The sequence below is a fragment of the Allobaileyella intestinalis genome, assembly GCF_009695865.1.
GTDB classification, from domain to species: Bacteria; Bacillota; Clostridia; order Peptostreptococcales; family Anaerovoracaceae; genus Allobaileyella; species Allobaileyella intestinalis.
Genome location: NZ_VUNB01000002.1, coordinates 21608 through 36819, shown reverse-complemented (window position 1 = coordinate 36819; position 15212 = coordinate 21608). Strand labels below are relative to the sequence as shown.

Annotated in this window: 10 protein-coding genes; 1 reads left to right on the top strand and 9 read right to left on the bottom strand. The window is 49.2% G+C overall.

Going from position 1 to position 15212, the window contains the following annotated elements:
- Positions 1-21 precede the first annotated feature (21 nt).
- Together hisG and FYJ66_RS02100 are read right to left on the bottom strand one after the other, a co-directional pair.
- On the bottom strand, positions 22-1617 hold the full coding sequence (gene hisG / locus FYJ66_RS02105) for an ATP phosphoribosyltransferase (RefSeq protein ID WP_154571865.1): 1596 nt from the start codon (positions 1615-1617) through the stop codon (positions 22-24).
- A 20-nt stretch (positions 1618-1637) separates the two neighbouring features.
- The gene (locus FYJ66_RS02100; RefSeq protein ID WP_154571864.1) at positions 1638-2036 is read right to left on the bottom strand and encodes a YerC/YecD family TrpR-related protein; all 399 of its coding nucleotides are present in this window, start codon (positions 2034-2036) and stop codon (positions 1638-1640) included.
- A gap of 275 nt (positions 2037-2311) precedes the next feature.
- On the opposite strand from FYJ66_RS02100, the gene FYJ66_RS02095 reads away from it, so the two are divergent.
- Positions 2312-3406, top strand: coding sequence for a helix-turn-helix transcriptional regulator (locus FYJ66_RS02095; RefSeq protein WP_154571863.1), 1095 nt, complete (start codon positions 2312-2314; stop codon positions 3404-3406).
- Here FYJ66_RS02095 and FYJ66_RS02090 read toward each other — a convergent pair.
- From FYJ66_RS02090 to nhaC, 7 genes are all read right to left on the bottom strand, one after another.
- Positions 3390-4718, bottom strand: a complete 1329-nt coding sequence (locus FYJ66_RS02090) for a sensor histidine kinase (protein WP_154571862.1) — start codon at positions 4716-4718, stop codon at positions 3390-3392. The genes FYJ66_RS02095 and FYJ66_RS02090 overlap by 17 nt on opposite strands.
- Positions 4715-5467 (bottom strand): LytR/AlgR family response regulator transcription factor, encoded by a 753-nt coding sequence (locus FYJ66_RS02085; protein ID WP_154571861.1) that lies wholly within the window; start codon positions 5465-5467, stop codon positions 4715-4717. Before FYJ66_RS02085 ends, FYJ66_RS02090 begins: the two co-directional genes overlap by 4 nt.
- Before the next feature lie 5 nt (positions 5468-5472).
- A complete protein-coding gene (locus FYJ66_RS02080) occupies positions 5473-6363 on the bottom strand; it encodes a LysR family transcriptional regulator (protein WP_154571860.1) in 891 nt (296 codons plus the stop codon).
- A 118-nt stretch (positions 6364-6481) separates the two neighbouring features.
- Positions 6482-7648: a flavodoxin family protein gene (locus tag FYJ66_RS02075; protein WP_154571859.1), complete on the bottom strand. Its 1167-nt coding sequence runs from the start codon at positions 7646-7648 to the stop codon at positions 6482-6484.
- A 36-nt stretch (positions 7649-7684) separates the two neighbouring features.
- Positions 7685-8659, bottom strand: a complete 975-nt coding sequence (locus FYJ66_RS02070) for a lactate/malate family dehydrogenase (protein ID WP_206156959.1) — start codon at positions 8657-8659, stop codon at positions 7685-7687.
- Between the two features lie 47 nt (positions 8660-8706).
- Positions 8707-13596 (bottom strand): hypothetical protein, encoded by a 4890-nt coding sequence (locus FYJ66_RS02065; RefSeq protein WP_206156958.1) that lies wholly within the window; start codon positions 13594-13596, stop codon positions 8707-8709.
- A 91-nt stretch (positions 13597-13687) separates the two neighbouring features.
- Positions 13688-15166 carry a Na+/H+ antiporter NhaC gene (nhaC, locus tag FYJ66_RS02060; RefSeq protein WP_154571856.1) on the bottom strand — a complete coding sequence of 493 codons (1479 nt, stop codon included), beginning with the start codon at positions 15164-15166 and terminating at the stop codon, positions 13688-13690.
- Positions 15167-15212 lie beyond the last annotated feature (46 nt).

Below are 15212 nucleotides of genomic sequence, written 5' to 3'. Positions count from 1 at the left end.
TGTCAGGTTCCGGCCTGCCCCTCAGTCTTCCGGCTTCTGCTTTCTCAGAGCTTCTTCGATGATGCCGATTTCCTCTGATTTGAAGTTGTATATTGCCTTGTTGGCTATGAACCTGGCGCTGATATCCACAATCTTCTCCTTTGGCTCAAGATCGTTGGCCTTAAGCGTGTTTCCTGTCTCTACAATGTCCACGATCACGTCGCTTAGTCCCAGGACAGGGGCTATCTCTATTGAACCGTTCAGCTTGATTATATCAATATCCCGGCCCTTTCCGTTATAGTATCTGGATGCTATTCTAGGAAATTTTGTGGCCACCTTCAGAGTTTTATCTGTATCGTCTTCAAAGTCCTTTGGACCGGCCACCATCATCCGGCACTTTCCTATGTTCAGGTCCAGCAGCTCGAAAACATCGCTGCCTTCTTCCAGGAGGATGTCCTTACCTACTACTCCAATGTCGGCGGCCCCTCTTTCCACATAGACCGAAACGTCTGAAGGCTTTACCCAGAAGAAGCTCACTCCCTTTTCTTCATTTGTAAAGATCAGCTTTCTTCCCGGGTTCAGGAGCTCCGGTGCCTCGTAGCCTGCTGCGGCAAACATGCTGTAGACTTTTTCTCCCAGGCGTCCCTTAGGAAGAGCTACGTTGATCATCCTTCTGCCGGTTTTCTCACCGGTTTCTGCCGGTGCCGGGGATTTCTGATCAAGAGCGGAAATGTCCACGGAAAAGCCGATGGCTCCGCCCTTCCGTCCCATTTTTTCCATAAGCTTATCGTAGCGGCCTCCTGAAAGGACTGCGTAGGGCACTCCAGTTACGAATCCCTGGAAAATCACTCCGTTATAGTAACCCATGTCGTTGACTACCGAGAAATCGAAGCGCAGGCGGGCTGATGTTTCTACTCCCTTGTCAGTGAGGAACTGGCGGATCTGGTCCAGCTCCCTGACGGCCTCGTCCATCTCCCGGTTCATGGCCATTCCCTTCACTGCTTCCAGAACCTGGTCTATGGATCCGCTGGTGCTCATCAGCTCCTGGAGTTTCGAGATCATGAAGGTGCTTACTCCCTGTTCTCTGCAGATGGCTGCGGCCTTGTGGAAGTTCTTGTTGCCCATGGCTTTCAGCACTGCTTCTTCTGCCTCGGCCGGGAGGCCCAGAATGGAGGTGAAGCCTCTTACGATGCCCATGTGAGATACAGTAAGAATGTAGTCTTCCGCAATGGTGCCCAGGCTTTTCACTGCCAGGTCTATAACCTCCAGCACGTGGTCTTCGCTGATGTCTCCGATGCACTCAATTCCTGTTTGGTTTATTTCCCGGAACTCACCGCTTCCCCTTGCCATGCGGTATACCTGATCGTCGTAGCAGTATCTCTCAACCTGTCCGGGAACGCACTCGCTGTTTCTTGCTACTGACAGGGTCACATCTGGCTTCAGAGCCATGAGCCGTCCCCTGTTATCTGTAAATGTAAGGATTCCGTCCTTTCCAAGGAAGTCCCTGTTCTGGCTGTACAGCTGGTACTCCTCGAATTTTCCTGTGCGGAAAAGCTTGTATCCGCTGGTCCTGTACAGGTCTCTCAGATCGTATATGGCTTTCTCGCTTCTGCTCAGCAGTTCTCCGTAATCTTTCAACTTGATATCTCCCTGTTTCTCTATTTGCTGGTCTTCTTTGTCTTCTTGTTCTTCTCATCTTCCTGCTGCTCTCCGGCAGTGCGAACCCCTGACTGTTCAAGACGTTCAAGGACCATGGCATATCCTCCCGGTCCGTAGTTCAGGGCCTTGTTGACCCGGCTTATGGTTGTGGAGCTCATGCCCGTTTCCTTGCTGATGTCGTTGAACACCACCCCTTCGGATAACATTTTTGCCACCTCAAGCCTGCGGATAAGATCACTGAGTTCTTTTATAGTGCATACATCCTGGAAAAAGGCATCACATTCTTCCATTGTCTCCAGTGCCAGTATGGCCTTGTAGAAATTGTCCCTGTATACCTTCTCCTTCTTCTCTCTCTCCTGTCTTTCCTCTCTGAGATTAGAAGTGCCCTTATGTTCCATGTTATCTCCGTCCTTCCAATATTCTCCACGGGGATTTATAATATCCCCGTTAACCATTTATTCGGGTAACTGGTGGAATGTTATCACTCTACCGTGCTAAAGTCAATGAAATTTTTATGAAAGAAAGTCAGCATATGGTGACTCAATTGCATTTTGCCTGCCATTGAGTCATTTTTTTGCGTCATTTTTGTGCACTTATTTCCATGCAAGTGATATAATTGTCATGTACATTTAAACAGGTAATTCAATTCTGAATCATAATATGGACAATCATCATGGGAAAGAAAAAGAATGACGTTTACTGCAGTGATGAATTATCCCCAGAACTGCACAAGAAGAATGCACAGAAGGTCAAACTGGTAAGACTGCTGGAAATACTGAAGCAGGAAACAGACGAGGATCATCCCCGCACCACCTTCCAGTTCTGCGAAGATCTTCTGGAGCTGGGGATAACCTGTGACAGGAGGACCCTGAAGAAGGACATGGACACCTTGTCCGACAACGGCTACGATATTTGCCACACCTTCGTGGGCCATGAGAAGGCTTACTACTACAAGGACAGAAGCCTGTCCAATCCGGAGATCAAGATACTGATGGATGCTGTCAGGGCGGCCACCTTTATTACAGAGAAGGAATCCTCGGAACTTATTCAGAGGCTGGCGGAAATGGCAGGAAGCCACAAGGCCATTATTCTTCAGGAGAGCATGACCTGCTCCAACACCAAGAAGCACTCTAACGAGGAGGTTCTCTACAGCATCGACTGCCTCCAGGAAGCCATCTCCCGCAGGAAGAGAGTAACTTTTTACTACTTCAGCCTGGATCTGGATGGGAATCGCCAGTTCCACCACGATCACGCCCTTTATATAGTAGATCCCCTGGCCCTCATTCTTGATCATGAGAATTACTACCTCATGGGGTATTCACTGAACAAGAACGAACTGAGGAATTACAGGATCGACCGGATGGTGGATGTACGGCTTATGAGAGATGAAGAGGGCCGGAGAGTTTCCATCTGCCCTGACGCAGAGGCAGCTCTCTCCTACATTTCTACTTACAGGGAGCAGGTTTTCAGCATGTTCATGGGCAAGGCCGAAAGGGTTACCCTTGAATTTCAGAATTCCCTGAAGATGCTGGGCGTAGTGTACGACCGCTTCGGCGAGAACATACGGATAGAGAAGACGGTTAGGGACACTCTCACTGTTACTGTTGACGTTCAGATCAGTCCCGCCTTCTTCGGATGGCTGTTCCAATTCAGCGACCAGATGAAGGTTCTCTCTCCTGCCAAGGTTGTGGAGGAGTACGAGTACCGTGCCGCTCTGGTCTGCGGTATAGAGCCTCGGGTTCTCAGGCGCCTTAAGGCTGAGAAGTAACAGGGACTACAATATTTGTATAAAATTCCCGGCCTTTGTGGGAGAATTCTGCGTGGCCTCCGTAGTACTCTGCGGTGGAGCGAATGGAATCCAGCCCCAGGCCGGTTCCTTTTCTTCTTACAGAACGGTATTTTCCGCCAGACATTATGACCTTGCCGTCAAAACTGTTTGTTTCTACTATGTACAGCCACCGGTTGTTCCTGTTCGTTATGGTCAGCTGAATGAAGGCCTCTCCTTCCGGAACGTTTCCGCAGGCCCGGACTGCATTTTCCAGCACATTGCCAAGCATACCGCAAAGATCTACATCGTCAATCCTGCCCGTATCTTCCAGGCTGATGTTCCAGTTGATCTCGATTCCCGATTTCTCTGCAACTCCTGCATAATAGTTTAGGAGAGCATTGACGGCGCTGTTACTGCAATATAGTTCTATTTTATTTACAGGAATGTGTTCCATGTAAGAATCCATGTATTTTTTCAGGGCTTCCAGGTCCCCTGCATCAGCCATGTTCCTGATGGTTCTCATGATCTGCCGAAGGTCATGTCTGGATCTGGAAGATTCAGCAATGTATCTTGTCAGGGCGTCGTACTGGCTGGCCTGGATTTCCAGGATCTTCCTTTTCTCCTCTGTCTCGGCAGCGTCAAGAATATCCGTTACAATCATGTAGAAAATAACGGCCATGACTATCCACATAACCATCATTACTGACAGAGAGATTATTGCCACTGACCCCACCCTGTTGTAGTGAAGGGTTTCGTATTTTACTGGCTGGACCATTATGCAGAAAAACAGGATGCACAGGGCGAAGGGAATGGTCATGTACCAGACTCTCGGAAGGTCCAGTTTGTCCACAAGCATGCTCAGGTATCTGGAAAAAGGCCTTGCTGAAATGAGAACGGCCGCAAGAGTGCCGGCCAGCTGAAAAGCCGTGTAACTGTCAGTTGCCTCGCCGATTCCCAGGTCAGGATGTTTAAAGGCGTCGTATACGGCTGCCCCGTCTGAAATAATTGCAAGGACTGCGCAAACGTGGATGAATATGGCGGCAGCTTTGCTGAAATGAGCTTTTACAGAGTGTACGTAGAAAATAAAACAGCCTGCGGTTGCTGTCATGAAAATAAGATTGGATCGTGACAGGAAGAGAGATGTAAGCCAGGCTGCTGGGATGGCCAGGCACAAGAATGCAGCGCCGGCCTGTAATGCCAAAGTCTTCCAGGGCTTAACCAGCTGGTTTTTCATAGGCAGATAGCAGAGAATGGCTGCAGGAAAGAAAACCACATAGGAATACAGCTGATCAATTGGAAATTTAGAAATCATTGCCGCCTTCCTTTCTCCATCGCTTCTCTTCTCAGTCCACTGATAATATAATTCTGCCAGATTTCCTCCAGCTGCTTCCTCTTCCGCTTGGTGAATGGAAAACTCATTCCGTTGTCCAACATGCAAACCTGGTTTTCAAAACCCTGGACATATTCCATGTTCACCAGAACCCCTCTGGTTATCATGAGGAACCTTCCGTCTTTTTCCAGCTTTTCCCTGGCCGATGAAAAAGCCATGAGGGTCCTGTAGGTGTTGCCTTCCCTGTCGCTTATATCCACGTAGTGAATGGCGGCAGCAACGGCCACTATTTCCGAATAGGGGATCTCCATTTTTTTCCTGTCACAGGTAAAAGAAAAAGTGGGAATCACGTCAGTAGTCCTGCGGCATACATCGTCCATGATCATGTATACTTTTTCTTCCGTCGCAGGTTTCTCCAGGTAATCGAAGGCATGGAAACGGAAGGCATCTGCCATGTGATCGCTGCTGCTGGTGCTGAACACAATGAATGTGTCAGGATCATTTCTCCTTATGGAATCCGCCACCTGGATTCCGGTCATTCCACTCATGTAAATATCCAGGAAGACTACTGTGTACTTGTATGGGTGATAATCCTCCAGCAGTTCTTCACCCCTGGAAAAAGACTGAACGTTCACCTCCAGGTTTCTGTCTTCTCCGAATTTCCTTATGAGTCCGGAAAGGTTTTCCAGCTCCCCGGTGTTATCATCAACAACTGCAATATTCATTTTCATTATCGTCACTTCCCTGACTGGCCAGAAAATCTCCCCTGGTCATTCATTTCCCTGATAAAAGCAGCAAACTCCTTTACTATCACAGGAGCGTTTCTTGGAATCATTATTCCAAGTATTCTGATTTCACGGGGACGAACGGTCATTACCCTTGTATTCTCAGGAAGATTTTTTATGCAAAGGGCCGGCTCCATGGTCACACCCATGCCGTGGGATACGATAGACGCTATTGATGCATCATCATCGCTGGCCACAGACATTACTTTCTTCGGTTTTACTTCCAGATGATTGTGGATAGTGTCGAAAGGGGCCACAATAAAAGTCTCTTCCATAAGGCGCTCTTGAGATACTTCATCTGTGTTTTCAGGGAAAAGGCCTTTTGGAACTACTGCAAAGTATTCATCCTCCATCATGGGATACCAGGCGTATTTCTTAGGATCAAGACCGGAAACCAGATCGCTGTCGCACATGATCAGGTCAGCCTGATTCTCCACCAGGTCTTTCAGCAGGTTGTGGGTTCCCACCTTTACCATGAACTCAACCTGGGGATTCTTCTCCTTAAAGCCCATTACTGCAGCCGGTATCCAGGATGTGGCGATGCTGTTGTATGCACCTATTCTGATAGGCAGGGAGTTTCCACCGGCGATCTCTCTTGCTTCAATGGCAATTCTGGCCAGGGCTCTGTCAGCATCCTTAATATATGGAAGGATTCTCTCCCCTGCAGGGGTCAGCTTGATGCCATTGTGAGTTCTGTTCAGCACCCTGAAGCCCAGTTCATCTTCAAAGTGATTCATGGACTGGGTCACTGCAGACTGGGTCATATGAAGCTCTTCTGCCGCCTTGTTAAAACTTCCAAGCCTTATTGTGGCCAGGAAAACCTGAATCTTTCTGTTATCCATTGTCCAAACCCTTTCACTTATTACCTCTTGAGTTATTAGTTTATCTTAATTCAGGTTATCATTCAAGCTTATAAGCATCTGTATTTCCTTGTATTTTCCGGCATTTCCTGGTTTTCCCTTATCTGATTCCTTCTGCGAATTTCTCTGCCGCCTTCTGGATATCCGGAATTTCCAAAATGCTTCCCGGGTCGTTGGCTGTTTCTATCATGGCAAAGGAAGGTGGCAGGATGAAACCTTTGTTGAAGCACATTGCCCCCAGCACCTGTTCTGCCAGAATATCTCCTCCGCTGTAACCGGAAACGATCAATGCATAGATTCTTTTTTCTCCTAAGCTCCTGGTGTTGACCACTGCTGTAAGCCTGTTGATGAAGGCCGTCAGGTTGGCTCCAAGAGCGTCGTTGTAGTTAGGACAGATCATGATCAGCACGTCGCATTCAACAATGGCAGGGTAGACCTGATCCACCATTATGCCTCCGTAGAAGCAGCTGCCTTTTTCTCCGAAATGCTTGCAGGTCTCGTACTTGCAGCCCCGGCAGTCTGTCATCTGGCCGTTTCTCAGGGAAATCTCCTTAACCCGGGCCCGGGAACCCAGTTCTTTTTTTACCATATCCCACAGCAAAAGGGTGTTGGAGGATTTTCTGGTGCTGGCGTGAACAGCCAGTACTTTCAAAGGCTCTGGTTCACCAGCTGCAGTTTCCCGGAAATCCCGGGTTTCTTCTTCATTCTTAACGGGCCATTTTTCTACAGGAAATTCCAGTATTCTCTGGACCAGCTTTCTGCTCTGGCTGCTATAAACTTCCTCTGGCTCCTTTCCAGTAACCCGGCTGAGGACCCTGTAATTTTCCAGAGATCCTGTTGCTTCCACCAGAGACCTTCCGGGAAATAGACAGCCTGCCCTGTTTGCGCTGAAGGCCATTCTTCTGGCAATGCCCTTGGTGAACATTTCACCGCCTCCATCTACCAGAATGCCGCCTACGCTGCCTTCAAGGCAGTTTTCATTGGCCCGCAGGTACTCCAAAAGCCGGTAAAACTCCAGATTAACTCCTGCACTGCTCAGGTTTATGGCGAAGATAACTCTCCTGTTCTTAAGATCCCCTTCTTCTATTTCCTCTACCTGATTGATCTGCTTGTAGTCCACATTTTCCAGGGCCTGCTCCAGAATGTTCATCATCCGCCGGCTCCGCCTCTCGCCGCCTATGCCCCTGGCTTCAGCGCTTACAGGACTGAGGACGAGAAGTTCTCTCTGGTCCGGCTCTTCATTTTCTCTGTTTTCCCTGTTGTTCATTTACTTGCCTGACTTTCTGTTTTATCGGATATCTCTTCAATCTCTCAATGCTGCCAGATCCATGTAGGATTCCAGTATTCTGCTGTACAGCTGGGGATCAAGATCCAGGTCCTCCAGCTCCGTTCCATCTGGGGTAAGCCGGTTTCTCATTCCAAGATATGCCTTTCCCATGAAAACAGAGCTGTAGTGCCACCTTCCCTGAAGAAGGCTTATGACAGACAGGGCTGCAGAGGAAAGGGCCGGAGCAATAAAAGGCTTAAAGCCCAGGTCTCTTACCTTAAGGTTGGCTGCTGTTGTCAGCTCTGTAAGTTCCCGGGAAATCTGGTCATCGTAATCTGATATGGAGTTGGCTGCAACCAGGCCGCTGCCGTGGGGTCCGAAAACCCGGCCGTCTTTAAGATAAGGGGAAAATCTCTCCTCCCGTTCTGCCAAGTAAGCGGCTCTCATGTTCATTACTCCCAGTCCGAAGCCTCTGATCTGGTAAGGTTCCAGACCTGAAGCGTCCAGGAAGGCACCGCACAGTGGATCTACAGGATCTGACACTACGCAGAAAAGGCCTTTGAATTCCTGTGCTCTGGCCAGTTCTCCATAATGGCTGATTATCTTTCTGTTGGCCTCCAGCTGTACCATGCGCACGTCTGTAACCGGTGTGCCCGGTTCTACTGGGGGCACTCCTCTGCTGGCGCAGAAGATAACCAGATCCGAATGGAAAATCTCATCTTCATCAATGGTCTTCACTGGGGGCATAGGCCGCTGCTCTCGGTCTGGCCATCCGATCTGGTTTATTTCCATCTCCAGCCTGTCCATGTTGGCCCGGCTGATGTCGAAAATTCCAATCTCCTCAATAACCGGCTCTCCCAGCAGGCGGAGTCCAATGACCATGGTTGTTCCCACATCGCCGAGAGCAACTACGGACACCTTCTGTTTCCTTCCCATATCCAGAGGACAGGGAGCCCTGAAGGGCTCCCCGGTGCATCCGCTGTCTTTGACTATGTCAGTTATCTTCTTCATTCTGAACCTCCTGCTTTCATTACAACTGCCGGATTCCGGTATTTTTATTAATTCACCTTGGTCATGTGCATTCTTCTGGCTTCTACAATGTTGTTCTCCACAAAAACTGAAGGGGCAGTGTTGAGATCGCAGATCACTCCTCTTCCCGTTTCCGGACATCCCGGGGAAACTATAGTCTCTCCCAGCCGGTCCAGGGTCAGCTTCTTGCCGTATTTTTCCTGGTAGTCAGCCTCAAGGGCCCTCAATATCTCCACAGCGTTTTCAAGACAAGTCATGGAATACTTATAGGTAGCTTCCCTGTTGGTCCTTCCCACAAAACTATAGGAGGTAAAAGGCATAATGAAGTTTATGGTCTCCTTCCACTTCTGCTTCTCTCCTTCACTTCCTTCTGCAGGGTCCACGCTGTCTCCTCCGATAAACGGATAACAGTCTTTTTCATTTGACCAGATGCTGATTCCCGGAATGAAATATGCCGCCTCTACGGACCTGCCCTGAAGTTCCATCTGATCCCTGGCGTTGCCTGTAAGGACTCCAACTACAATCTTCCTGATGTTCACATCCTGCCTTTCAAAAATAGGCCAGAGACTTTTCATTCTGTATCCTTTGTGAAGCAGGTCATCGATGAGGATCACATCCCGGCCGAAGGACTTGATGGTCTTCACCTGATTCTCAATGCGGCTGTAGTTCCGGGCTTCTCTGACCTGGAACTTGTTTAGTCCGGTGTTAAAATATTTCTCTGTATGAAGAGCCTTCGTCACTGTGTTAGGCACAATCACGTCTGACAGGGCTTTTCCAAAAGGCACCGACATATATGGTCCTCTGTCCCTGACTGTTCCTGGTATTACGGACACACCGTTCTCCCGGGCCACCAGTTCGGTGATCCTGCTGTAAACAGCGCTTGTGTTGAAGCTCATTATCAGCTTTCCAGGAAAAAGCTCGTTGTAAGTATGGAGCAGCCTGAGATGGGCCTGATCCAGAGCTTTCTGTACCCGCGGGCTCTTGTTGAACGGGCTCTTGATAACCGTCTCCACATCCCTGAAAAGCACAATAGGCGATTTCATGTCCACTGCCAGAAGAGGCCGTTCATGATCCTCGGAAATATTCACAAAGCCCTGTCTTCTGAAGGTCTCCATCACAGCCGGGTTCATGCCCGCCTTGTCCACTGGTGCGTAAATACAATACGTATAATCTTTTTCCAGCAGCCGGGCCAGAATCTCTGTCAAAAGTATCTGGGACAGGTTATTGACCCCTCTCTTGTTGCCAGAATAGAAAAGGCCGATGGCAGCAATCCTGCCCAGTCCCTCTTTCCTGATCCTGGCTGCAGTCTCAGGATCTCCTGTTACCTGAAGGAGCTGACTGGTAGCCACCCGGTGAGCCGCTGCCACTCCCAGGGCACCGCCGTTTTTCCCCGAATCTTCCACGAAAACCGACCTGGTTCTCTCGTTTTCCAGGTAAGCCTCATCTCTGGCAGGATCATAACCCTTCCTTGCCATCTCGCCTTTAACCAGCCGCTCCACATCAGTATACAAGCCCGGCTTGTAATCACTGATCTTAATGGACTTTGCCTGGAGCACATGCTTAAATGTAGGCTCTCTTGAGTAAAGGCTGTTCTCGTAGATGAAGCTCTGGGCCATAGGGTCCACCAGGGAGGAAACGTCTCTGTCCAGGTCGATGTTCTCCCGGATTCTGGTTGAGCTTATGTCCTCGTAGTACTTGGTGAGAGACAGGTTTATAACCTCTCCCTGAATCGGATAGGTCTGGAGGCTTTTCTGGCCTGCCATGTTTGCCCTCTCCGTAGGCCGCTGAACCTCCCTGGCAAAAATTATGTGGTTCAGGCTGTGGATTGTGTTCTCTCCCGGCACCATTCTGTAGCTGGAAGCGTTCTTCACAACGTCGGAGCCTACTGCTATGTACAGGTCGCTTTCGGAAAAAAGTTCCTTTAGCTTTGCGATGTCTGCCGGGTTTGCGATGTTAACCGGTATGTCCTCAGGGAACAGATATATGTTCTCCTGATCTGCTGTGGACATGCGGACTATCTGCCTTCTAAGCATGTGAGGCTGGGTGTTCTTTGACCAGCTGAACTCGTCCAGTGCCAGATATACGTCAAAGCCCATATCTCTGATTGTCTTGGCAATGGCCTTGTGGCCAAGGCTGAATGGATCGAAGGTGCCAGGGAAAAAGGCCGACTTCCTTCTTCCACCTACCCGGAAACCTCCTCCCTCAGACTGGAACTGGTTGATGAATCTGTAAATCTGGTTCAGTGCGGCAGCGTCGTTGTAGAAATCCAGCTCTGATTCTTCTCTTTCGTCAATGAGGAGCATGAGTTTTTTGGCGCTATGGCGGAAAAGCCTGTTTTTCTGTGTCAGTGTAAGCTGGTGGCTGCCGTATATATCTCCCAGGGTGTTGAAGGCCTCTCTGGACATTACGTCTCTGTATCCACCGAAGCCCCTGATTATCTGGTACAGGATTCTGAGCCTTCTGTTTTTTATATCCGGATCTTCTTCCTTCCCTTCTGGAATGTATTTGTCCATGTTCTGGAGCATTACGCCAAAGGTCCTCTGAATGGCTATGGAAGTGCTTTCTCCTCTTACGAGCATCCGCTCCTCCATTTCGTCCAGTGTTTCGTCCAGCTCCTCTGGCATGAGATAAAACAGAATTTCCCCCAGAAATTCCGGAATGTATTTAGTAAACTGATAATCTCCCAGATCCAGGGCGTTGATCAGCTCCACGGCTATTTCGTTTCTGGCACCGTACGGCAGGTTCTCCATCATTCCGACCAGGGCCTGGCCTGCCCTTCTGCGGACTGCCACAGTCTCGCTTACCTTCATGAGGTTGGCCAGGTGGGTGGCTATCTGGATGCAGTGATCCTGGCTCAGCTGATCCAGGCAGAGAATCATGAAATCGATATTGGCTTTTTTGACTGCCCACGGAGTGTTGGTCTTCAGATTGTCCAGGAACATAGATGAAAGGCGGGGACTGAGATCCTCCGGCCTTCCCGAAACCTCCAGAAGACGGAGAAATTCTTTTTTCCTGTCTTTAATATCAAGGCCCCGGCCCAGTCCCTCTATCTTCTCCATAAGTTCCAGAGTCACAAGGTCTACGCTCTTGGAGAGATTTCCGTAGGTATCTGTTATGGCTTTGTCCAGGGATTCCTTCAGCTCATCTGTAAAGCTTTCCTGATCTACGGATTCCATGGCGCTGAGAAGAGCCATAACCAGAGATTCTTTTCTGGAGACCTTCTCTTCGGCTGCCACTTTGTCCAGAGCCTCTGTGAGGACCTTAATAAATCTGGGGCGCCGCTGATCACCGCAGATTGCAAGAGTATTTTTGATGTAAGGGCCTGCTGCGCCCATTATCCACTTTCTGTGCTGTTCAGTGTATTTATAACCAGGGTCAAGTATGCCTGCCAGGGTTTCTTTGAACACTTTCACGTTTGTTTCTGCAATTGCCGGCCTCAGGGCATCTGCTGGAAGCTCCTTGTTGTACTCGGTGCTGTATCTTCCTGTAATGCTGCCCATTATGGATGCTGCCTGGTACCTTATGTCGCTTTCTCTGTTTGAAAGTGTTTCGTAAAGAAATTGAAGTGTCATGGACTTCTGGTCTTCTGTCATATAGGTACAGTATTCTCCCAGTATTGACAGGTATGTCCTCAGCTCGTTCCAGGATCTGGCACTTCTGGCATTTTCCAGGAGGCTGGCAAACTGCTCCCTGCTGTTGAAACGGCTCATGAGCTTAATGTTGTGTTCAACGGCATCGTACTTCAGCTGATCTATTACCCGGAAACCTCCCAGAAGAGCCATTTCTCTTTTTTTCCTGGTAATCTTCTGGAAGGTGGCTATATGAAGGTCTTCCGGCAGCTCCGGACTGGCGCCCAGCTCCATCATATAGTCTTCGAAGTCCTTCAGTTTTGCATAGACCTTTCTGTATCTGTTTTCTTTTGCCTGGTCCACGTTGTCCAGCTTGTTCAGGATTACCTGGAAAGCGTCTTTAAGGGAATAGAAGTGGATTATTTCTCTTCCTTCCTGGTCCCGGCTGCTCTTGGTTCTGAAATCGGCGTAAATCAGGAGAAGAGATTCTGCTGAGAGGTTTTCCAGCTCCAGGTCCCAGGTGGAATGGTTGGCTGCTATGTGCTCGATTTTGTTGAGGCCGAAGGATCTCAGGCATTCACTGGAGTAATAGTAATGAAGATAAGGGACTCTCTTGGCTTCCCAGCTTCTGCATCCGTATTTTCCGATGTCGTGGCTGGCGGCGGCCCCTGACATGAGGGCCAGGTCCACCGGGGCTCCCGCTTCATAAAGCTGCCTTGCCATGTGCATGGCAACGTAGTGGACGCCGCTTATGTGTCCAAGGGTGTTGAAAGGTGTGATGTCGATGCCGATGCGCATGAATTCGTTGATGTAACGGCTGCGAATCAGTTTGTGCATGTGTATGTATTCGCCGGTGAAGCCTCCGGCAGTTACCTGCTGGTCTGTAAGGAGCTCCATCTCCCTGGTGGGGTCAAAAGGCAGGGTTTTTCTTTCCCAGCTGAAGGCGGCCCTCATTATCTGAAGGATGATGAAGCGGCCTGTGGATTTTTCTTCCCAGTCTTCGGGCTGTTCCATGTGAGGAAAAAGCTGGTGGAGTATTCCCTTGTAACAGTGGAGAAGCCACCCTTCAGCCGGTTCCTGGCGAAGAAGAGGAATGTATTTTTCCCCTAAATCAACAATGTCCCGGGTATGAAAACGCTTCATGGTTCTCACTGGATCCTCATCATTACCAGCCCCCATTACCGGAGCTGGAAAATCTTTCAGCGAAGCGCACATTTCCCGGGACAGAGGGCCCAGGCTCTGGTCAATTAGAGACAGCATCTCCTTTCTTTCCACCTTTGCCGCCCGGAGAAAACTCCTGTCCAGCAGATGGGTTCTGAGTTCCTGATACATAAGATCTCTTTTGTCCATAGTCTGACCCCCGATCATAATATTCTGTTGTTATTTTAAGCAGTTAACCCTGTTTCTTTCAAGTAAAACTGCTTCTTTTCTGTCATCCTGTCTACACCAGTTCTCCCTGGTCTGCCTTTGCCTGCTCTTCCGGTGTCATGTATGCAACAGTTACGCCGAAGAAGGCCATAACCAAGGTGACGATAGGCATTATATAGTTGAATACTGCCCATGGGCCGTAAACGCTGGCCGATACTCCCAGGGTTGCGGCTATAAACATTCCGCAGGTGTTCCATGGAACCAGAGCTGAAGTAACGGTTCCTGCAGATTCCAGGGCGTTGGACAGAGTCTTCGGGTGAAGGCCTTTCTTCCTGTAAGCTGATGCGTACATCCTTCCTGGCACCAGGATGGAAATGTACTGTTCAGGCATTACTACGTTGGAAAGAATGCAGGTAAGCTCTGTAGCAGCAATCATTCCCGTTGCAGACTTTACGAACTTGGTTATTGCGTTGATTATTACTTCCAGCTGGCCGGATCCTTCCATTACACCTCCGAACATCATGGCTATGATTGTCATGAGAATAGAGGAGCTCATGTTCATAAGGCCTCCTGTTGACAGCAGGGAATTAAGAGCTTTTACATCGGTATTGCAAAAGAAGCCGTTTCTTGCTGCTGTAAGAATATCTCCAAAGGTAACGCCTGTGTGAAGGAGAGTGAGGTCCTCTCCGTATACTGGCATTCCACTCTGGAAAATAGGGGCAAGTACTGCTGCTGAAACGAGGCCCAGGGTTATTCCCGGTATGGCCGGCATCTTCAGGGCTATTGCCAGTATTACCACCAGAGGTGGAATGAGTAACAGCGGACTGATGTGGAAGGTGTCTTTAAGTCCGTCCATCAGCTCTGTAACCTGGCTGGTATCCACATTTCCGGCTGATGAGTGGCGGATGCCATAGGTGCCGAAGAAGACCAGCGTGATTACGTATGCCACAATTGTGGATTTCAGCATGAATTTAACATGGGTAAAAACATCTGTTCCTGCCATGGCCGGCGCCAGATTGGTTGTATCTGACAGCGGAGACATCTTGTCGCCGAAATAGGCTCCTGCCAGTATTGCACCTGCAGTTGGTCCTACAGGCATTCCCAGGCCGTGTCCGATTCCCATCAGCGCCAGTCCCATTGTTCCCATTGTTCCCCAGGAGGTTCCTGTGGCCAGAGACGTGATAGAACAGATCAGTACTGTTGCCGGCAGGAATACAGCCGGCGAAAGAAGCTTCAGGCCGAAATAGATCATTGTAGGGATTGTGCCGGACAAAAGCCACACGCCGATCATCATTCCTACGATGGCCAGTATCAATATTGACTGCATGGCTTTTGTTATTCCGGAGATCATCATCTGCTCTATGGAATTCCAGCTGTTGCCCAGCCACAACGCCATACAGCAGGCGAAAATCACCCCGATGAACATTGGAATGTGGGGATCAACTTTGAATACTGCGATTCCCACGCTCATTACAACTATCAATGCAGCAAAGGAAAAAAGTGCCTGCCACAGTGCGGGCTTCCTGGGCTGCGTGTTTCCGGATTTAGTCATGATTTTTCCTTTCCAGTATTATCAGAATATTGTTGAATATTCTATC